Origin of the sequence: Pseudomonas sp. SM4, from assembly GCF_051913165.1 — a bacterium.
Classification (GTDB): domain Bacteria; phylum Pseudomonadota; class Gammaproteobacteria; order Pseudomonadales; family Pseudomonadaceae; genus Aquipseudomonas.
Genome location: NZ_JBODOE010000021.1, coordinates 1 through 20,175 on the forward strand (window position 1 = coordinate 1; position 20,175 = coordinate 20,175).

Annotated in this window: 18 protein-coding genes and 1 pseudogene; 12 read left to right on the forward strand and 7 right to left on the reverse strand. The window is 59.2% G+C overall.

Features of this window, described 5'->3' with window-relative positions; genetic code table 11:
* Nucleotides 1–461 precede the first annotated feature (461 nt).
* From ACQ4MY_RS27645 to ACQ4MY_RS27655, 3 genes are all read left to right on the forward strand, one after another.
* Entirely contained in the window at nt 462–656 is a 195-nt protein-coding gene (locus tag ACQ4MY_RS27645; protein ID WP_440097106.1) for a hypothetical protein, read from the forward strand.
* 24 nt (nt 657–680) lie between these two features.
* A complete protein-coding gene (locus ACQ4MY_RS27650; protein WP_008085737.1) occupies nt 681–863 on the forward strand; it encodes a hypothetical protein in 183 nt (60 codons plus the stop codon).
* Between the two features lie 252 nt (nt 864–1,115).
* On the forward strand, nt 1,116–2,396 hold the full coding sequence (locus tag ACQ4MY_RS27655) for a serine/threonine transporter (RefSeq protein ID WP_008085734.1): 1,281 nt from the start codon (nt 1,116–1,118) through the stop codon (nt 2,394–2,396).
* Between the two features lie 88 nt (nt 2,397–2,484).
* Here ACQ4MY_RS27655 and ACQ4MY_RS27660 read toward each other — a convergent pair whose 3' ends face one another.
* Together ACQ4MY_RS27660 and moaA are read right to left on the reverse strand one after the other, a co-directional pair.
* Nucleotides 2,485–3,381 (reverse strand): bestrophin family protein, encoded by an 897-nt coding sequence (locus ACQ4MY_RS27660; protein ID WP_008085733.1) that lies wholly within the window; start codon nt 3,379–3,381, stop codon nt 2,485–2,487.
* A gap of 36 nt (nt 3,382–3,417) precedes the next feature.
* A complete protein-coding gene (gene moaA, locus ACQ4MY_RS27665; protein ID WP_008085731.1) occupies nt 3,418–4,416 on the reverse strand; it encodes a GTP 3',8-cyclase MoaA in 999 nt (332 codons plus the stop codon).
* A gap of 355 nt (nt 4,417–4,771) precedes the next feature.
* Between moaA and ACQ4MY_RS27670 the strand changes: the two genes are divergently transcribed.
* From ACQ4MY_RS27670 to ACQ4MY_RS27695, 6 genes are all read left to right on the forward strand, one after another.
* Nucleotides 4,772–7,096 (forward strand): FdhF/YdeP family oxidoreductase, encoded by a 2,325-nt coding sequence (locus tag ACQ4MY_RS27670; RefSeq protein ID WP_440097107.1) that lies wholly within the window; start codon nt 4,772–4,774, stop codon nt 7,094–7,096.
* A gap of 106 nt (nt 7,097–7,202) precedes the next feature.
* Nucleotides 7,203–8,618 carry a cytochrome ubiquinol oxidase subunit I gene (locus ACQ4MY_RS27675; RefSeq protein WP_440097108.1) on the forward strand — a complete coding sequence of 472 codons (1,416 nt, stop codon included), beginning with the start codon at nt 7,203–7,205 and terminating at the stop codon, nt 8,616–8,618.
* A 17-nt stretch (nt 8,619–8,635) separates the two neighbouring features.
* Nucleotides 8,636–9,652 carry a cytochrome d ubiquinol oxidase subunit II gene (gene cydB, locus ACQ4MY_RS27680; protein WP_008085726.1) on the forward strand — a complete coding sequence of 339 codons (1,017 nt, stop codon included), beginning with the start codon at nt 8,636–8,638 and terminating at the stop codon, nt 9,650–9,652.
* On the forward strand, nt 9,639–9,794 hold the full coding sequence (locus ACQ4MY_RS27685) for a DUF2474 domain-containing protein (RefSeq protein ID WP_440097109.1): 156 nt from the start codon (nt 9,639–9,641) through the stop codon (nt 9,792–9,794). The genes cydB and ACQ4MY_RS27685 overlap by 14 nt, the downstream gene beginning before the upstream one ends.
* 359 nt (nt 9,795–10,153) lie before the next feature.
* Nucleotides 10,154–12,541 (forward strand): TonB-dependent receptor plug domain-containing protein, encoded by a 2,388-nt coding sequence (locus tag ACQ4MY_RS27690; RefSeq protein WP_440097110.1) that lies wholly within the window; start codon nt 10,154–10,156, stop codon nt 12,539–12,541.
* Complete coding sequence (locus tag ACQ4MY_RS27695) at nt 12,531–13,895, forward strand: APC family permease (RefSeq protein WP_440097111.1); 1,365 nt, start codon at nt 12,531–12,533, stop codon at nt 13,893–13,895. The genes ACQ4MY_RS27690 and ACQ4MY_RS27695 overlap by 11 nt, the downstream gene beginning before the upstream one ends.
* Here ACQ4MY_RS27695 and ACQ4MY_RS27700 read toward each other — a convergent pair.
* Both ACQ4MY_RS27700 and ACQ4MY_RS27705 read right to left on the reverse strand, forming a co-directional pair.
* On the reverse strand, nt 13,892–14,353 hold the full coding sequence (locus ACQ4MY_RS27700) for a DUF3574 domain-containing protein (protein ID WP_008085717.1): 462 nt from the start codon (nt 14,351–14,353) through the stop codon (nt 13,892–13,894). The genes ACQ4MY_RS27695 and ACQ4MY_RS27700 overlap by 4 nt on opposite strands.
* A gap of 491 nt (nt 14,354–14,844) precedes the next feature.
* Nucleotides 14,845–17,223 carry a DUF3772 domain-containing protein gene (locus tag ACQ4MY_RS27705; protein WP_440097112.1) on the reverse strand — a complete coding sequence of 793 codons (2,379 nt, stop codon included), beginning with the start codon at nt 17,221–17,223 and terminating at the stop codon, nt 14,845–14,847.
* Between the two features lie 240 nt (nt 17,224–17,463).
* Here ACQ4MY_RS27705 and ACQ4MY_RS27710 point away from each other — a divergent pair, with 240 nt between their 5' ends.
* A complete protein-coding gene (locus tag ACQ4MY_RS27710; protein WP_158835541.1) occupies nt 17,464–17,919 on the forward strand; it encodes a GNAT family N-acetyltransferase in 456 nt (151 codons plus the stop codon).
* On the opposite strand, the gene ACQ4MY_RS27715 is transcribed toward ACQ4MY_RS27710, so the two are convergent.
* The 3 genes and pseudogenes from ACQ4MY_RS27715 to ACQ4MY_RS27725 form a co-directional block, all read right to left on the reverse strand.
* Nucleotides 17,894–18,148 (reverse strand): DUF6678 family protein, encoded by a 255-nt coding sequence (locus ACQ4MY_RS27715; protein ID WP_440097113.1) that lies wholly within the window; start codon nt 18,146–18,148, stop codon nt 17,894–17,896. The genes ACQ4MY_RS27710 and ACQ4MY_RS27715 overlap by 26 nt on opposite strands.
* A gap of 5 nt (nt 18,149–18,153) precedes the next feature.
* Nucleotides 18,154–18,342, reverse strand: a pseudogene (locus ACQ4MY_RS27720) (DUF6678 family protein); the annotation flags it as partial.
* A gap of 99 nt (nt 18,343–18,441) precedes the next feature.
* Nucleotides 18,442–18,900: a metallophosphoesterase family protein gene (locus ACQ4MY_RS27725; protein WP_440097114.1), complete on the reverse strand. Its 459-nt coding sequence runs from the start codon at nt 18,898–18,900 to the stop codon at nt 18,442–18,444.
* Nucleotides 18,901–19,040: 140 nt separating this feature from the next.
* Here ACQ4MY_RS27725 and ACQ4MY_RS27730 point away from each other — a divergent pair, with 140 nt between their 5' ends.
* Nucleotides 19,041–19,394, forward strand: coding sequence for a hypothetical protein (locus tag ACQ4MY_RS27730; protein ID WP_440097171.1), 354 nt, complete (start codon nt 19,041–19,043; stop codon nt 19,392–19,394).
* Nucleotides 19,395–19,567: 173 nt separating this feature from the next.
* On the forward strand, nt 19,568–19,831 hold the full coding sequence (locus ACQ4MY_RS27735) for a hypothetical protein (protein ID WP_178117018.1): 264 nt from the start codon (nt 19,568–19,570) through the stop codon (nt 19,829–19,831).
* Nucleotides 19,832–20,175 lie beyond the last annotated feature (344 nt).

Genomic DNA, 20,175 nt, shown 5'->3' on the forward strand with positions numbered 1-20,175 from the left:
GGCGTTGGTCCAGCCAATGAGGATGTCGACTGGCCTGGCCTCATCGCGAGCAGGCTCACTCCTACAGGGATTTGTTTGAGCAGAGACAGTGGCAACAGTGCTGATCATTGTGGGAAAGGCGTCGGCATAGCTTGAATCGATGCCATCTGACCCACCGCCATCGCTGGCAAGCTCCCACAGGTTTTTTGTGTCGCCTAGGATTATGGATGTACCCCCGAATCCTGTGGGAGCTGGCTTGCCAGCGATGGGGCCGGCTGCCTTCAGCACCGTTCTTTTCGTGCAATACGTCAGACGATTCGCTGATTGTTGGCTATGGCGACGTCGTATGAGACGGCCTACCTGACTCTAGGACATTGCCTACAAAACCGCCGGATTCATCCGCTATCTGGCAGGTGATGAATACGAAACTATTGAGGGGCACAAAGCAAAAGGCAGTCAGTGCCAACAGCCAAGGAAGGCGCATGCTTCAGAATGATCGGGAAAATCTTGAACTCGAACGGCTGCAAAATGAAATACGCAAACTCGTTGTCGAGAGACTCAAGCTCATAACGGAGGAAAGCAAGTTCAAGCGAGAAAAATTCTGGTATCCCGTTGCCGTCGGTACGGGGGTGTTAACCGCGATTGCCGCAGTATTCAGCCTTTTGGCAAAGCTCTAACCAAACTCACAGAGGAGAAAGATCATGACCCTGGAAGAACGCGTTGCCAGAATTGAACGCCTGTATCGAGAGGACGTTGAACTTGCCGAACGAGCGCAAGACCTTTCCCCAGCGGAAATTCGTTCCGAGCTGTTCAGGTTCAGCATGGGCGCATTATTTGCCTTGGTGGTGCTCACCCTCGGGACGATAGTGCTCCGTTCGCTTTGAAACGTGTCCTGAGCAGACCGGGAACAGAAACGGGTCTGAAAACGACATTTGACGTGCTCATTGCCGACAGCCATTTTCCCAAAAACGACATCCCGCCGATCTGATCCGTACAACCATTCCTCAGCTAAGTCTTTGCTTCTGCTGATTTATCGCGGAGAATCGCGCCCCTGTTTCGGCCGGAGCATGTCTGTCGGTTTTTTCCGACGCGTCCTGACCGAGTGGCAAGTGACCGGAATGCGGAGATCCGACCGGATGAATGATCAGGCCAAAAGCGTCGACCAGCGCTTTGAAGCAGCAGCACCAGCCGAGCTGTCGAGCTGGAATCGCCAGGACACCACCTGGATGTTGGGACTGTTTGGGACGGCCATCGGCGCCGGCACCCTGTTTTTGCCGATCAATGCGGGTCTGGGCGGCTTCTGGCCGCTGGTGATCCTCGCGCTGCTGGCGTTCCCGATGACGTTCTACGCTCACCGTGGCCTGACCCGTTTTGTGCTGTCCGGCCGCGAAGGCGCCGATATCACTGATGTGGTTGAAGAGCATTTCGGCATCAAGGCCGGTGCGCTGATCACGCTGCTGTATTTCTTCGCGATCTTCCCGATCCTGCTGATCTACAGCGTCGGCCTGACCAACACGGTCGCCAGTTTCCTCGAACACCAACTGCACATCACACCGCCGCCGCGCGTCTGGCTGTCGTTGGTGCTGATCCTCGGCCTGCTGGCCGTGGTGCGTTGCGGCGAGCAGGCGATCGTCAAGGCCATGAGCCTGATGGTTTATCCGTTTATCGTCGCGCTGCTGTTCCTTGCGGTGTACCTGATTCCGCACTGGAACGGCGGCATTCTCGCCACCGCTTCGCACGTGCCCGCACCGTCGGCGTTGCTGCACACGCTGTGGCTGGCGATTCCGGTGATGGTGTTCTCGTTCAACCACTCGCCGATCATCTCGGCGTTCGCGGTCGATCAGAAGCGTCGTTATGGCGTGCATGCCGAAGAGCGCAGCTCGCAGATCCTGTCCCGTGCCCACGCATTGATGGTGCTGATGGTGCTGTTCTTCGTATTCAGCTGCGTGTTGACCCTGTCGCCTGAGCAACTGGCGGAAGCGAAGGCGCAGAACCTGTCGATCCTGTCGTACCTGGCCAACCACTTCAGCAACCCGACCATCGCCTTCGCGGCGCCGTTGATTGCGTTTGTGGCGATCTCCAAATCCTTCCTCGGTCACTACATCGGTGCCAGCGAAGGCCTCAAAGGCCTGATCATCAAGAGCGGCAACCGCCCGAGCGCCAAGGCGCTGGACCGCATCGTGGCAGCGTTCATGCTGGTGGTGTGCTGGATCGTGGCAACGTGGAACCCGAGCATTCTGGGCATGATCGAGACCATCGGTGGCCCGGTGATCGCGGCGATTCTGTTCCTGATGCCGATGTACGCCATCCGTAAAGTGCCGGCAATGGCACGCTATCGGGGTCAGGCGTCCAACGTGTTTGTCACCGCGGTAGGCTTGGTGGCGATTTCGGCGCTGATTTATTCGCTGACGGCTTAAATAGCCAGATCTAAAGATCGCAGCCTGCGGCAGCCCCTACAGAGATAAAGGTAGGAGCTGCCGCAGGCTGCGATCTTTTTTTACATCCTCAACTCAGAACGTAATCGACCGGTTTCAGCGCCGGCGGCACCTCTGCCCCCAGTTCCGCAAGGACATCGCGCTCGATACTGCGCACCAGCGCATCGGTCGGCAGATCGTTTTCATCGCGGCCAAACGGGTCTTCCAGCTCATCGGCAATCGCATCCAGACCAAAAAACGTGTAGCTGACAATCGCCGTGAACAGCGGCGTCAGCCAGCCCAGCGGTTCGGCCATGGCGAACGGCAGCAGGATGCAGAACAGATAAATCGTCCGGTGCAGCAGCAAGGTGTAGGGGAAGGGCAGCGGCGTATTCTTGATTCGTTCGCAGGTCGCCTGCGCCTGGGTGAGGCTGGTCAGATGGTTGGCCAGCAGCATGTAGCGCCACTCGCTCAGTTCACCGTTTTGATGCAAATCGGAACATTGCTGGCCGACCGTCTGCAGGATTCGCCCGCTGTAATCGGGCGTCTGCGCATCCGGTTTCGGCGTGATCCACGCGTTGCTGGCGTCGGCTTCGCTCTCTTTGCGCAGGCGTGCGTTGAGCGCATGGGCGAAACCGCACAGGTTGAGCAGCAACGGCTGGCGTTCGGCAGACTCACGGATGACGTGGGTTTCGCGGATCACCGAGCGAATGTGCACGATCACCTCGCCCCAGGCCTTGCGCGCTTCGTACCAGCGGTCATAACAGGCGTTGTTGCGAAAATTCATGAAGATCGACAGCGACAACCCCAGCAAGGTGAACGGCGTGGCGTTGACCTTGGTGAAGTTGCTCGGGTGCAGGATTTCGATCAGCACAATGGCCGAGGCCAGCAGGGTGACCATCAAGGTGCGCAGGGCGATGCGCTTGGCAATCGAGCCTTTGAGGGTGAAGAGAATGGCGAATTGGTTGACCTTGGGTCTGATGATCATGCTGTGCGGTTCCGATAACCCATGGAAAATGGCGGTTCAGCCGCCGGTCATGTTCATGAAACGTACGACCTGGACGTCGTCGTTGACTTCGAAATTGTGCCGATAGGGCTTGAGTTTCATCGCCTCGATGATGGCTTTCTCCAACCGCTGCGGCTGCCCCGGATGCGCGCGCAACACGGCCTTCAAGTCCACCGAGTGCTCGTTACCCAGACACAGTAGCAGGCGACCCTCAACCGTCAGCCGCACGCGGTTGCAGGTGCCGCAAAAATTGTGGCTGTGCGGCGAGATGAAACCCAGACGAATATCCGGCGCCTCGGCCAGCCGCCAGTAGCGTGACGGGCCTTGAGTCGACTCGGCAGAGTCGATCAGGGTGTAGCGCTCTGCGATCTTTTCGCGCACCTGCGCACTGGAGAAAAACGACTCCGCACGGCTGTGTTCGCTGATGATCCCCAGGGGCATTTCCTCGATGAAGGAGACGTCCAGCTGGCGGTCGATCGCGAAGCTGACCAGGTCGTTGATCTCCTGATCGTTGCGCCCCTGCATCACCACGACATTGAGTTTAGTGCGGGTAAAACCGGCCTTGCGTGCGGCATCGATGCCGTTGATCACCTGCGCTAGATCGCCGGTGCGGGTCATCTGCTGGAAGCGCTGCGGGTCGAGGCTGTCGAGACTGATGTTCAGACGCTTGACTCCGGCATCGAACAGCGGCACCGCGAGTTTGCCCAGTTGCGAACCGTTGGTGGTCATGCACAGTTCACGCAGGCCGGGCAGGGCGGCGATTTGCTCGCACAGCTTGACCACGCCCGGACGGATCAGCGGCTCGCCGCCGGTGAGGCGAATCTTGCGGGTGCCCAGGGCAACAAAACTCTGCGCCAGTTGATAGATCTCCTCCAACGTCAGCACTTGCTGGCGTGGCAGAAACTGCATGTCTTCCGCCATGCAATAAACGCAGCGAAAGTCGCAGCGGTCGGTCACCGACATGCGCAGATAGTCGACGCGGCGGTTGTAACCATCGATCAAGACACGCTCTGACATGACAGCCTCGCAAGTATCAAAACAGCGGATGAAAAGGGTGAGTCAGCGCAGGTTATGAGTAACTTCTCAAGGCGTCCAATCACTGTTAATGACTGGCTGATTGATGCCGTCGATGATGAAATTATTTTCGCGAAAAGTTGCTGATTTAGTTTCGCAAGGTACCGTAAATAAAGGGTTTTTCTGCGTGATAGATGTTTTCGATAGTGCAGTCATTAATAGCGATTAGACAATAATTTGTATCGGTTCATATCCTTGCCCCGGCAAATCAAACGACGACTTTTTTACCCTTGAAAGTCGGCCGTCGTTGTTTAACCGAATCAGGTTTATGCCTGTGTGCATCGTCATGGAGAGTCCCATGTCACAAGTCGACCGTTACAAACCCTACAAAGGCGCCGCTGCCGGTTGGGGCGCTGTCATCAGCCTGACCAAATCCTGGCTGGGCAGCGAAAACGCCCTGAAAAACATCCGCGCCATGCTCAAGACCAACCAGAACGGCGGCTTCGACTGCCCGGGCTGCGCCTGGGGTGAGGCGCCGGGGGCGAGCATGTTGAAGTTCTGCGAGAACGGCGCCAAAGCGGTGAACTGGGAAGCGACCGGGCGTTTGGTCGACCCGGCATTCTTCAACAAGTACACGGTGTCGAGCCTGGCCGAGCAGAGCGACTACTGGCTGGAATATCAGGGCCGCCTGACCCACCCGATGCGCTACGACGCGCGGGTCGACCGCTATGTGGAAATCAGCTGGGAGGACGCTTTCGCACTGATCGCCGACCACCTGAAAAATCTGAAATCGCCTCATGAGGCTGAGTTCTACACCTCGGGCCGTGCCAGCAACGAAGCGGCGTTTCTCTATCAATTGTTCGTCCGTGCGTTTGGCACCAACAACTTCCCCGACTGCTCGAACATGTGCCACGAGGCCAGTGCGGTGAGCATGAACGAGACCTTGGGCGTCGGCAAAGGCACCGTGGTCTACGAGGATCTGCACCACGCCGATGCAATCTTCGTCATCGGTCAGAACCCCGGCACCAACCACCCGCGCATGCTCGAACCGCTGCGTGAAGCGGTGAAGCGCGGCGCTCAGGTGGTGTGCATCAACCCGCTGAAAGAGCGTGGCCTGGAGCGTTTCCAGAACCCGCAAAACCCGCTCGAAATGCTCAGCAACGGCTGGGAAGCGACCAACACCGCGTACTTCCGCCCGGCGCTGGGTGGCGACATGGCGATGATTCGCGGCATGGTCAAATTCCTTCTGCAGTGGGAGCGTGAAGCGCAAGTGACTGGCGGCGAACCGGTGTTCGATCACACGTTCATTGCCGAGCACACCACGGGGCTGGACAGCTATCTGGCGGAAGTCGAGGCGACCAGTTGGGAGCATATTCTCGAACAATCCGGCGTGCCGTTGCATGACATCGAACTGGCCGCGCGCATGTATGGCCGCGCCAAAAGCGTGATCATGTGCTGGGCCATGGGCCTGACCCAACACGTGCATTCGGTGGCGACCTTGCAGGAAGTCATCAACCTGCAACTGCTGCGCGGCAACGTCGGCCGTCCGGGCGCCGGGCTTTCCCCGGTGCGCGGGCACAGCAACGTGCAGGGCGACCGCACCATGGGCATCAACGAACTGGCGCCGGCAGACTTGATGGACGCGCTGGAAAAACGCTTCAACTTCGACGTGCCACGTATGCACGGGCACAACACGGTGATGGCGATCGGCGCCATGGAACGTGGCGAAGCCAAGGTGTTCATCGGTCTGGGCGGCAACTTTGCCCAAGCCACGCCGGACACCCCGCGCACCCACGCCGCCATGCGCAAACTCGACCTGACGGTGCACATCGCCACCAAGCTCAACCGCAGCCACTTGGTGACCGGTCGCGACGCGCTGATCCTGCCGTGCCTGGGGCGTACCGACATCGATATCCAGGCCGAAGGTCCGCAAGGGGTGACCGTCGAAGACACGTTCAGCATGGTGCACTTGTCGTTCGGTCAGTTGAAACCGAAGTCGGCGCACTTGAAGTCCGAGCCGGCGATCATTGCCGGGATCGCCGCCGCGACGCTGGGCAAGCATCCGATCGACTGGGAATGGGTGGTGGGCGACTACGGGCGCATCCGCAACCTGATTGCCGATGTGATTCCGGGCTTCGAAAACTTCAATGAAAAACTGTTGATTCCGGGTGGCTTCCACCTCGGCAACGACGCCTCGGATCGAGTCTGGAACACCGCCAGCGGCAAGGCCCAGTTCACTCCGTGCGTGCTGCCGGAACACCTGATCAGCGAAGGCGTGCGCAACCTGCCGGTCAAGCCGCATCTGATCCTGCAGACCATGCGTTCCCACGATCAGTACAACACCACGCTGTACGGCCTCGATGATCGGTATCGCGGGGTTTACGGCATGCGCGACGTGATCTTCGCCAACGAGCAGGACATTCAGCGCCTGGGTTTCGAACCGGGGCAGAAGGTTGATCTGGTGGCGCTGTGGGATGACGAACGCGAGCGTCGGGTCAGCGGTTTTACCCTGATCGCCTACGACATTCCGGCAGGGCAGGCGGCTGCGTACTACCCGGAGACCAACCCGTTGGTGCCGCTGGAAAGCTATGGCGAGCGGACGTACACGCCGACTTCCAAGTTCGTGGCGATCCGCCTCGAAGCCGCGAAGGTCAGCAACCTGATCCCGTCGTCGGCGGCGTAACCCGCAACCCATAAAAACACTGGCAATTTGACTGGCTGCAGGCGTTCGCGCCTGGCGGTGGCCCGGGTTCGTGCTGCCGCTTTTCAGCCTGGATGAGGACATCATCATGTTTAACCTGGAGGCACTGGACCTGGCGCGCATTCAATTCGCGTTCACGGTTTCGTTCCACATTATTTTCCCGGCGATCACCATTGGCCTGGCGAGTTTCCTCGCGGTACTCGAAGGCCTGTGGCTGAAAACCCGTAACGACACGTACCGCGATCTTTACCATTTCTGGTCGAAGATTTTCGCGGTCAATTTCGGCATGGGTGTGGTCTCGGGGCTGGTCATGGCGTACCAGTTCGGCACCAACTGGAGCGGCTTCTCGGATTTCGCCGGGAGCATCACCGGGCCGCTGCTGACCTATGAAGTGCTGACCGCATTCTTCCTTGAGGCGGGTTTCCTCGGGGTGATGCTGTTCGGCTGGAACCGCGTCGGCCGTGGCTTGCACTTCTTCGCCACAGTGATGGTGGCGATCGGTACGCTGATTTCGACCTTCTGGATTCTGGCGTCCAACAGCTGGATGCAAACGCCGCAGGGCTTCGAAATCGTCGATGGCCGGGTGATGCCGCTGGATTGGCTGGCCATCGTCTTCAACCCGTCATTCCCGTTCCGTCTGGCGCACATGGCGATTGCCGCGTTCGTGGCGACATCGTTTTTTGTCGGTGCGTCCGCTGCCTGGCATTTGCTGCGCGGTAACAACACCGCGCCGGTGCGCAAGATGTTTTCCATGGCGTTGTGGATGGCGTTGATCGTTGCGCCGATTCAAGCGGTGGTCGGTGACGCCCACGGTTTGAACACGCTGGAGCATCAACCGGCGAAGATCGCGGCCATCGAAGGCCACTGGGAAAACGCCGACAACGGCCCGACGCCGCTGGTGCTGTTTGGTATCCCGGACATGGCGGCGGAGAAAACCAGATACGCGCTGGAAATCCCCTACCTGGGCAGCCTGATCCTCACTCACAGCCTCGACAAGCAGATCCCGGCGTTGAAGAGTTTCCCGAAAGAAGACCGCCCGAACTCGACCGTGATCTTCTGGAGCTTTCGCGTGATGGCCGGGCTGGGGGTGTTGATGATCCTCGTTGGTTTGCTGGGGTTGGCGCTGCGCCGTGGCGGCAAGCTTTATGGTCATCGCGGCTTTCAGCGACTGGTGTTGGTGATGGGGCCGAGCGGCTTGATTGCGCTGCTGGCCGGTTGGATTACCACAGAAGTCGGGCGTCAGCCGTGGGTGGTTTATGGCTTGCTGCGCACGCACGACGCGGCATCGCATCACTCGGTGGCGCAGATGAGCACATCGCTGGCGCTGTTCGTGGTGATCTATTTCACGGTGTTCACCGTGGGCATCGGCTACATGATGAAACTGGTGAAAAAAGGCCCGCAGCCGCACCACGAACATCCGCCTGAAGGCGACCAGACACAGACACCGCGTCGACCGCTTTCGGCCGCGAACACTCCCCTCGAATCCACGACCTCGGTCCACTGATAAAGGAGCATTGAGTCATGGGTATTCAAGGTATCGATCTCTCGTTGATCTGGGGCGTCATCATCGCCTTCGGGGTGATGATGTACGTGATCATGGACGGTTTCGATCTGGGCCTCGGGATCCTGTTTCCGCTGATCCCGGACGAGCAGGAACGCGATGTGATGATGAACACCGTCGCGCCGGTCTGGGACGGTAACGAAACGTGGCTGGTGCTCGGTGGCGCGGCATTGTACGGCGCGTTTCCGCTGGCGTACGGGGTGATTCTGGAGGCGCTGTACCTGCCGCTGATCTTCATGCTCTGCGGGCTGATTTTTCGCGGTGTGGCGTTCGAGTTCCGCTTCAAGTCTTCGCCGCAGAAACGCCACTGGTGGGACAAGGCGTTCATCGGCGGCTCGCTGCTGGCGACGTTCTCGCAGGGCGTGGCGATCGGCGCGTACGTGGCCGGGATTCCGGTGCTCAATCGGCAGTTTGCCGGTGGCGGTCTCGATTGGCTGGCGCCGTTCCCGCTGGTGTGTGGCGTTGGCCTGGTGGTGGCGTATGCGTTGCTCGGCAGCACCTGGTTGCTGGTCAAGACTGAAGGCATGCTCGAATCGCGGATGCGTCATTACACACGTCCGCTGGCCTGGTTGCTGATGGCGATGGTAGGGGTGATTGGCGTGTGGACGCTGCAACTGCATCCGGAGCTTGCGACGCGCTGGTCGACCCACGGCCATCTGCAAGTGTTTGCCGGGTTGGTGGTGTTGGCGCTGCTGGCGGTGTTCGGCTTACTGCGCTCGTTGCGGCAGCGTCATACGCACTGGCCGTTCGTGTTCACCCTGGTGCTGATGTTCCTCGGTTACATCGGTCTGGCGCTGAGCATCTGGCCGAATATCATCCCTCCGTCGGTGAGCATCTGGGCCGCAGCGTCACCGCCATCGAGCCAGTTGTTCGCGTTGATCGGCGCGCTGTTCATCCTGCCGGTGATCCTGATGTACACCTTCTGGAGCTACTACGTATTCCGCGGCAAAGTGAGGATTGGCGATGGCTACCATTGATTCGCGTGAAGTGAAAACCAGCCGCTGGTACAAGCGTCTGGGCTGGCTGTTGTTGATCTGGTTTGGCAGCGTGGTGTCGCTGGCGCTTGTCGCAAGCCTGCTGAAACTGGCGATGTACGCGGCGGGAATGAGAACCCACTGATAATAAAAAAACCGGAGCCTGGCTCCGGTTTTTTATGGCCGGCAGTTTCTCTGAAAGTTGCTGCTTAGTTGCTTTTAGTGTTCCTCCAGCAACACTTGTGTTGCGCCCTATACAGTCGGCAAGGGCGATATAACCTAAGCGTTATTGGTTCTTTTGAGCGGGCGCGCGGCTCCTCTAGCATGGGCTCATGGGGCGTTTTTTGACTTTGGGGTTCATAGACTTGCTTGCTTGTCTGGCAACTAACCCGTTGCACTGCCTATCGCATTTCTAAAACTACAGCAGACATTGCCGTGCACTGATTGCCGACCAACTTATGGTAGGCGGGGCCGGGTATTAGCTGCGATTCAAGGAGCTGTTACATGCATTACCGTTCCCGTTCATTACTGGCGGCCGCTGTCGTGACCGCCATCTGGCAACTGCCCGCCAAAGCCGAAGAATCCGCTGCGCGTTCCGAAGAGGGCGCGCGCCTGGACACGGTGTTGGTCACCGGCAGCCGAGGCACCGCGCGCACCGTGCTCGATTCGCCGGTACCAGTCGATGTGCTGACCGCCGAAGACCTCAAATCCGCCGGCGCTGCCGACGGTGAACTGGGCGCGGCCTTGCAGACACTGCTGCCGTCCTTCAGCCTGCCGCGCCAGTCCAACTCCGGCGGCGCCGATCACGTGCGCGCCGCACAACTGCGTGGCATGAGCCCGGATCAGGTGCTGGTGCTGGTCAACGGTAAACGCCGCCACACCTCGGCGGTGGTCAACGACTCCTCGAAAATCGGTCGGGGCACCGCGCCGGTCGACTTCAACTCAATCCCCATCAGCGCGATCAAACGCATCGAAGTGCTGCGTGACGGTGCCGGCGCGCAATACGGCTCCGATGCAATTGCCGGGGTGATCAACATCATCCTCGACGACGCCCCTGAAGGCGGCGAAGTGACCACCAGTTACGGCGCCTTTCACACCCATCAGGACGCCATCGGCAAAACCACCACCGACGGCCAGAACAGCGTGACCACCGCCAAGATCGGTACGCGCCTGGGCGAAGAGGGCGGCTTCATTCGTGGCGGCACCGAGTACAAGGATCGCAACCCGACCAACCGCGCCGGTTTCGATGGCTTCGACGACACCCCGAACCAGCGCAACTACGTGATGGGCGACGGCCTCGCGCGGGACGTCAACCTTTGGTTCAACAGCGAGCTGCCGCTGGCCGGCGGCAAGGCCTACAGCTTCGGCACCTACAACCAGCGCCACACCACCGGCGCCGAATTCTATCGCTATCCGTATGAGCAGCCGCAGTTCTACCCCAACGGCTACCTGCCGCAATCGCTCGGCGACAACAAGGACGTCTCGGCCACCGCCGGTTTCAAAGGCATGATCGGCGACGACTGGGACTTCGACAGCAGCGTCACCCATGGTCGCAACCGCTTTGATGGATCGACCCGACGCACCCTCAACGTCAGCCTCGGCGAAGACTCGCCGACCAAGTTCGATACCGGCGATTACGAGCTGCGCCAGACCACTTCCAACCTCGATTTCAGCCGCGAATTGCGCCTCGGCGAGCGTTCATTTGTGCTCGCGGTCGGCGGTGAATATCGCTACGAGAATTACCTGACCTACGCCGGCGACGAAGCTTCTTACATCGGCTCCGGCGCCGACGGTGCCAACGGCCTGCGCCCGAGCGAAGAGTCGGATCTGGATCGCAATGTGTTCGGCACTTACGCCGAATTGTCCGGCGATCTCACCGACCGCTTCTTTGTCGACGCCGCCACGCGTTGGGAGCATTACGACGACGCCGGCAGCAAACTCACCGGTAAACTCAGCGGTCGCTACAAACTGACCGAGCAATGGGCCCTGCGCGGTGCGGTCTCGAACAACTTCCGCGCGCCGTCCTTGGCGCAGAGTGGCTTCCAGAACACCACCAGCAACTTTGGCGACGGCGGCACGTTGACCGACATTCGCGTGCTCTCGGTCAACGACCCGATCGCCCGCGCACTGGGCGCGGAAAAGCTCGATCCGGAAACCTCGAAAAACTTCAGCCTGGGCCTGACCTTCCAGTTGAACGAGCGCTTTGATGCGTCGCTGGACGTGTTCCGCATCGACGTCAAAGACCGCATCACCTTGTCACAGCGCATCGGCAGTGACGCGCTGGAAAACTACATCAACGACAACTTCGGCGTGGCCGGCGTGCACGACGTCAACTTCTTCACCAATGCCGCCGACACCAGCACCCACGGCGCCGAACTGGTGCTTAATTACCACCAACCGTTGTACGACGGGCAACTGGGCCTGACCACGGCGTACACCTACAACCACACCAAAGTCACCAGCACCAAAGGCACTCCCTCGCAACTGAACGCGTTGGGTATTGGCAATGACGCACTGGTTGGCGTCGAAGAAACCAACACCCTGACCGACGCCGCGCCGAAGGACCGCTTCATCTTTTCCGCTAACTGGGCCAGCGAGCATTGGGGTTTGCTCGGGCGCCTGACGCGTCAGGGCGAGACCACTCGGGTGTTTGATTTCGGCGATTCGCAACCGGAGCAAACCTACGGCGCGGTGTGGCAGCTGGATGCCGAGGTGGCCTACAAATTCACGCCGAAATTCAACATCGCCGTGGGCGGCAACAACCTCACCGACAACTACCCGGAACGGTCCGGCTCGGCGATCAACTACGGCGGCAACCTGCCATACGACATGCTCTCACCGATCGGCACCAACGGCGCTTACTACTACGCCCGCGCCACCTATGGTTTCTAACGCGGGGCCGGGGCGGCATCTGCCGGTTTTTCAGGCGCTGCTGATCACGCTGGGCATGGTGATCACCACCGACATCCTGAAAACCGCGCCGACCGTGGCGCTCAACGTCGGGCCGGAGCATTTCTACCTGGTGTGGGTGCTCGGCGGTGTGGCGTCGATGATTGGCGCGCTGTGTTTTGCCGAAATGGCCACGGCGTTTCCGCATCCGGGTGGCGACTACCATTTTCTGCGCACGGCGTATGGCGAACGCATGGGGTTTCTGTTTGCCTGGTCGCGGTTTTCGGTGATGCACACGGGCTGGATTGCGCTGTCGGCGTTCATGTTTGCCGATTACTTCAATGCGGTTGTGCCGTTGGGACAGTATGGCTCGGGACTGTTTGCTGGTGCGGTGATAACAGCGTTGGTGCTGCTGAATCTGACGGGGAAACACATCGGGTTCATCACGCAGACGCTGCTGGTGGGATTGCTTGCACTGGGTTTCTTGAGCATCGCCAGCGCCGGTGTGTTTCTGGCCTGGCAAGGTATTGAACCGCCGGTGCCCAACGTGTCGGTGCTGCCTGAAAACAGCGGTATGGCCGGGTTTTCGGCGGCGATGATTTTCGTGTTTCTGGCATTTGGTGGCTGGAGCGATGCGGCAACGTTATCGGCGGAAGTGCGTGACGGTCGGCGGGGGATTTTCATCGCCATGCTGGGGGCGCTGAGCGTGTTGATGATCATCTACCTGGCGCTCAATTGGGCGTTCGTCCAAGGCCTGGGATTCGCCGGGCTGGCGGCGAGCAATGCGCCGGCAGTGGAGCTGTTGAACCGCGCTTTTGGCGCGCCAGGGGTTATGCTGATTTTGCTGATGGTGGGCGTTGCCGCCATCGCCACCATCAACTCGACGCTGCTGGTGGGTGCTCGCACCACCTACGCTGCTGCTCGCGATGTGCCGCAGTTGCGCAGTTTTGGGGATTGGGATGATCGTCATGGCGTGCCGCGCAAGGCGTTGCTGGCCGAAGGCGCGGTGGCGTTGTTGCTGGTGTTGTTTGGCAGTTTTACCCAGAGCGGCTTCAACACCATGGTCGAGTACCTGACCCCGGTGTATTGGTTGTTTTTGAGTTTGAGCAGTGTCGCGTTGATCATTTTGCGCCGGCGCTTTCCGCTGGTGCCGAGGCCGGTGAGGGTGCCGTTGTATCCGCTGTTGCCGTTGCTGTTTTTTGGGTTGTGCCTGTACATGCTATATTCCAGCGTGACTGTGGTCGGGTATGGGGCTTTTCTGGGGATTGGCGTGTTGCTGGTGGGCGCGTTGATTCTGGCGGGGTTGAGTCGCGTGGCGTTGACGCCTCGGCAAGCTCCTGAACCGCTTTCGGACTAGAACGAAACCTGCGCCGGTTGCGACAGCCGCAGGACCGAAAGGTCGCCGGTGATGCGTTTGTACGCCAGGCGTATCGCTTCGATGTTGTTACCGTTTTTCGCACTGTTCTCATGCAAGATCACAATGACTTTGGTGCTCAAGCGCTCTGGCTCCTTCGCCCCGTGATCGCTCCACTGCCCGTAAGCATCGAGCACCGTGAAACCGTCGGGAAAGCGCGGCGTCACTTCCTTGTCGAGAAACTCACGCCAGCGCGCCGGGTTGACTGCACCGTCCTTGCCATCAATCGACCCCACCGAGAAGTACAATTCGGTGCGCAACCATTGCGCCTGCGCCGGTCGTGCGGCGTCGCCTTGCAGGGTTGAACTGGCGGGATCATGGGTGTGAACGGACACAGGAGGAGGGCTGGCGCAACCGGCGACTGCGAGGAACAGTGCCGCCAGCAAAAGACGTTGAGGCATGGAACATCCTTATTGAACGGTGGGTGAACATGGCGAGTATAAGGTTGCCCATTGAGCGTCAATAAAGACCTAAAAAGCAGCCTGATAGGCGCTTCGGGAATAACTGATTCACCCCCTGCCTTTAGGAGTGAGCCTGCTCGCGATAGCGGTGTGTCAGCCAACTCATTATTAGCTGACACACCGCCATCGCGAGCAGGCTCACTCCTACAGGGGATTTGTGGCGTGGCACAGATTGCATTCACGCCGCGTAACCTGTGGGAGTCTGGCTTGCCAGCAATATCGGTGTGTCAGCCAACTCATTATTGGCTGACAGGGCGCCATCGCGAGCAGGCTCACTCCTACAGGTGGGTTGTGGTGTGGCGAAGATTGCATTCACGGCGCATGACCTGTGGGAGTCTGGCTTGCCAGCGATAGCGGTGTGTCTGTCGCTGGAGATTTTGAATGGGTTGGCCCCTTCGCGGGCAAGCCCGCTCCACAGGGATTTGTGTCTGCTACGCACTCGGCGGTTTGGCCAGCGCAATCCCCGCCGTGCCCAAACGCTTGAGAATCTCGAACAGCAGATCACTTTTGGTCACACCGACAATCCTCGGGCTGCCCACGTACCCGGTCACCGTCAACGTGATCCCGTCCGGCGACAATTTGCTGAACCGTACAAACGGCGCCGGTTTATCGAGGATGGTTTCGTTCTCGCGGTAGGTGCCCAACAGCAGTTCCTTCACCTCTTCAGGGTCGATATCCAGCGGAAACATCAACTCCAGCGACGCCACGCCCTGAGCACTGCCACCCAGCGTAACGTTGCGCAGGTTCTGCGAGATCAGTTGCGAGTTCGGCACGATCACGATCGAGCGGTCGCTGAGCTGGATCTCCGTGGCGCGCACGTTGATCCGCCGGATATCGCCTTCGACACCACTGATGCTGATCAAATCACCGACCTTCACCGGCCGCTCAGTCAGCAGAATCAAACCCGAGACGAAGTTCTTCACGATTTCCTGCAAACCGAAACCAATGCCCACCGACAGCGCGCTGACGATCCACGCCAGGTTGGTCCACTGCACGCCCAGCGACGACAGCGTCAGCAGGATCACAAAGGCATAGCCGATGTTGGAAAACAGCGTGCTCAACGACGCGCACATGCCCGGGTCCATGTCGGTCTTGGGCAGGAATTCATTGTCGAGCCAACGGCGCAAGGCGCGGATCAGCCAGATGCCGATCATCAGCGCCAGCACCGCGTTGAGCAGATGCGCCGGGACGATGTTGAATTTGCGCAACCCGGCGCCACCGAGGATGGCCATGATGTTGCTCGCCAACTGCCCGAGCGTGGTGCCGATGCCTCCGACGAACAACGCAATCACCGCCAGCAGCAACAGGGCGGCGCGGCTGAATCCGGACAACAGAATCGAGATCTGATCGAGACGCCGATCGCCGATGCCAAGTAACTGCTTGAGCGCCTTGCCGCTCGCGTGTTTGGGCGAAAAAGCGTACTCGCAGCCGTCCTTGATCACCTGGATCAGCAGGTAAAACCCCGACAGCACAATGTAGGCCCAGACCACTTCATAGGTGATGAAACGCGCCAGCGACACGTAGCCGGTGAGCAGTGCAATCGCCGAGACAAACATCGCGATACTGGCAATGGTGTACATCACCCCGGCAAACGTACTGTTCGCTTGCGGGTCATTGCCGGCCACCAACGCCTTGCGCACTTTGCCGACGCGCAACAGCAGCGTCACGACGATGACCATCACCACCATCGACGTCACACCGCGCCCGGCGAGCACGATCTGACTGCTCATGCCGGTGGCGTTGCATACCTGCACCAGCGTCACCAGCACCAGCAACGTGCCGGAGAGAATACGCGGGAAGCGTTTCAGCGCTTGCGCCACCTGATCATGAATCGCCGGCAGCCGCCATGAAGGATGATCGATCGACAACAACGCACGACTCAGCCCGGTGATCAGCACGCAGGCATACACAGCCTTTTCGAACTCTTCGGAAAACGTCGACAGCACGGGCGGCAGCGGCGCGTGGCGAGTCAGCGCGTAAAACAGCAAATGCAGGGCGAGGGCGGTGGTCGCAATCGTCGCCAGCGCCGAAGCAAACGCCAGTGCACTGCGGCGCAAGCGCCCCTCGGGCACGCGATGAATGCAAAGCCAGGTCAGCCCGCGCTCGGCCAGACGCCGGCCGAACGTCCACACCACCAGCGCCAGCAACACCAGCACCACGGTAAAAAAATAGCGCCCCGGTGCCCACACCGTGGCCCAGGTTTGGGCCACTTGATCGACGAAAAAGCCGAAGCGCTGACGATCGTCCAGCGAAGGCTTGACCAGTGGCGTCCAGAAGTCCGGGTTCAGCACACTCTGCGTGCCCAGCGTCAGCTCGCTCTCCAGCAACGTGCGCCGAATCCCGGCGATTTGCGTAATCAGATCCGCCGCACTCTGCTTCAGCGCCGCCAGACTTTTCAGCGTCCCATCAACCTTGTTCTTCTGCTCCGTCAACGCCGCACGCTGCGCGACGATGTCCGCTTGCTCGGCGGCGATTTCCGTATCCGGCGCCGCGCCCAGCACGCCCAATTGCACCGCCAACTGCGCCTGCTGCGGCAACAACGCCGCCGACAATTTGTCGACGTCCAGAATAAACGCCTGCACCCGATCCTGCGGGCCTTCGAGTTGGTTGTAATTGTTCGCGGCGGAAATTTGTTGTTTGAGGCCATCGAGGCGTTGTTGCAGGGCCTGCAAGTCACTTTGCGAGATCACCGGAAGCGGGGCGGCAGCGGTCGCGGCAGGCGCCGGCAGATCGGCGGCCCACAGCGATGGACTGCCGGCGGCGAGCAGCATGAAAACGATAAGAAACAACGACTTCAGGGTGTGGCGCATGGGGCAGGCCGACTCTCGATTAACACACAACCTAAGAGGTTAGGTGATCAGGCCGGATGGGGCGGAAAAGTTTCACGGCAGGTAAGAAATGAGCAATGGCGCAAAATGCTGCCAAAATGTTCTATATCAGCCGTAGCACGGGCTCAACGCTGGTTTTGTGATTACAGACTAAACCGCTGTAATGGCTGTCATTTGTCTGCGCGGCACTCGTCTCGCCAATGATTGGGAGGACTTATCAGAATGGATTACCTGATTCGCACCGCGACACCGGCAGATGCCTCGGCGATCAGCCGGGTCATTATCCATACGCTTCGCGAGTCCAACGCGCTGGACTACTCATCTGACATCATTGATCAGGTGGAGCAAAGTTTCTCGCCGCGAGCAGTCCTGGACTTGTTGGCCCGGCGTCAGGTCTTCGTGACCACGCTCGACGGTCATGTCGTGGCCACCGCGAGCCTTGATCACGACGTTGTTCGCAGCGTGTTTGTCGATCCACGCCATCAAGGGCTGGCGGTCGGCAGACACCTCATGGAGCAGCTTCAAACAGCCGCCCTGAGCGCAGGTATCGACCTACTGCGTGTGCCCTCGTCGATTACTGCCGAAGGCTTCTACGCGGCGCTGGGCTTCACGAAAGTCCGGGATGAGTACCATCAGGCGGAGCGCACGATCATCATGGCGAAGGCGCTGGAGCACTAGGAAAGTCGTCATAGGATTTTGGCAAATATCCCCAGATTCTCAGGATGTCTGCGCGTACTTCAAACTCGAATCCAATGTGTGCCACGGCCTTCGATATCTCGTCGGTGTGATCGATGATCTTGCGTGCCAGCAGTCGTCCTTCCGAGGGGGCCAGTTCCCATAAGCCGATGTCGACCATTCGACGCCCGCAAAGGGAAACGGCAAATGGTAGAACCACTCGACATCCCATTCCGAGATATATCCGTTGACGTACTTGGATCGATAGGACGGACGCCAGCCCTCAAGCCTGCGGAAATGGTCGATCAGTTCATCCCACTTGGTTGTGTTCGCCGCACTTGCCAGGTTTCTCGCCGTGACCGCTGCGTGGATTTTCTTTCGTTTCGCCGCGTCATGCCGAGCGTTGGATCGGGGGAGTTCGCTCATGTTCGGTCGTGGCTTTCCTGGGGTTGATTGGGAAGTGGGCAATTTTGGCTCGGAAAACGATGATGTGCGAGCGCGCCAAGGCACAACCGAACTGGCGGGTCAGGGCAGCAGGTGAATCAGTTGTGGTTGCAGAGCATCAGCGCCCACGTCGAGCAGGGCGAGCGTCACCGGCAATTTGAAACGACGGCGACCGGCGCCGCCCGGGTTCAGGTAAAGCCGCTCGCCGCGCCATTCGATCAAGGGCTTGTGGGAATGGCCGGTAATGATCAGTCGGGTATGGTTGTCGAGGAAGGCGGGGACGTCGGCGATGTCGTGGATGAGTAGGGTTTGCCAGCCGTTGAGGTCGAGCGTGAGGTGGTCGGGGAGGTCATTTGCCCAAGGCAGATCCAGATCGTTATTGCCGCGCACGGCGTGGACTGGGGCGATTTGCGTCAATTGGCTGAGGATCTGCGCGCTGCCAATGTCGCCGGCGTGGAGGATGAGTTCAACGCCCTGGATCGCGGTCAGCGCCTCGGGACGGAGCAGGCCGTGGGTGTCGGAGATGATGGCGGTTTTCATGGAGAGAGATTAGCAGGTTGGTCTGGAGGGCAGTATTCAGCCCGCGGGCATCAACGTTGATGAGGGATATCGTCGGTATACTCCTCGATCAGAAAACCTGGGATGCCGCTTCCCCTGTTGATCTTTGGAAGGAACTTGCAATGCCTGCAGGCAAACGTGAACTGGCGCGGTTGGAGCGCCTGCTGATCACCACGCTGACCGAGGCGTGCGAAACAGCAAAAGGTGAAATCAAAGGCTTTACCTGGCTGACCCACACGGGTGACCTGAATGCAGTGGCTCACACCCTGAAAGTGATCTGGGTGTTTGAAACGCTGGCCGACAGACAGCTCGCCCAAATTGAGGCGAAAGAGCGGATCTTTGAGCTGACGGCTATCGCGTTGAATGAGGCTGATATCGAGCTGAAGCTTACCGATCGCAATGTCCGCTTCGACTCGGAGCAAGAGTGTCAGAACATCCAGGGCGGCGATTGGCAGAAGCGGCTGGCCAAAGACTAGGTGCTGGCATTCGGCAGCAAAATAGTCGGAGTCAGTCAGTCACTCATCTCCGAACGACGCACTCACGTCAAAACGCCGCAAAACAATTTGAACCGCTCCCGGGCACGCTCACCTAATGATTAGCCCATGGATAATTCCACAGGCGATCTGCCAATACCGGCATGCTCCGAGAGGTGGTCAACGTGGCTAAAGACGATAAGAAAAGCAAAGGTGAAGCTTCCAAAGCCAGTAAGGAACTGAAAGACAAGAAGTCATCACCGACGAAGAAGGCTGCGGCCGCTTCGGCTCTTTCGAAATCCTCCGACAAGGATAAGAAAGACAAGAAAAAAGACGCCGAACCGAAAAAGTCTGCCAAGAAAGCTGATAGCAAGCCCGAAAAGGCCAAGAAATCTGAGAAATCAGAGAAGGCCGAAAAACCGGCGAAGAAGAAAAAGTAGTCTCTGCTGTCTGCCAGGGCGTTGCGCCCTGGCTACTTAAGGCGGTACTCGTTCAGTCAGCCTGGTTATCGCAATACGTTTGAAGAAAGTGTGCGTGTGTGTTTCCTGGATTCTCCGATTCTTCGAGTGAGGGTTGCGTTGAACTACAACATCCCCGCGCGAACCTTGGGTTGTGAGCCAACCCAGCGTCGCCCTGCGTTAAAACTCAAGCTAGAGACTCTGACCTTTCGTCACATTCGGCAGAACGTCTGAGCTCCAGGATCGTGCGCTCATGCACTGCTCCCCATTCTCGCATTGCACCCACCAATGGCGCGAGTGAGTGACCCCGTCAGTCTCCAGTTCTC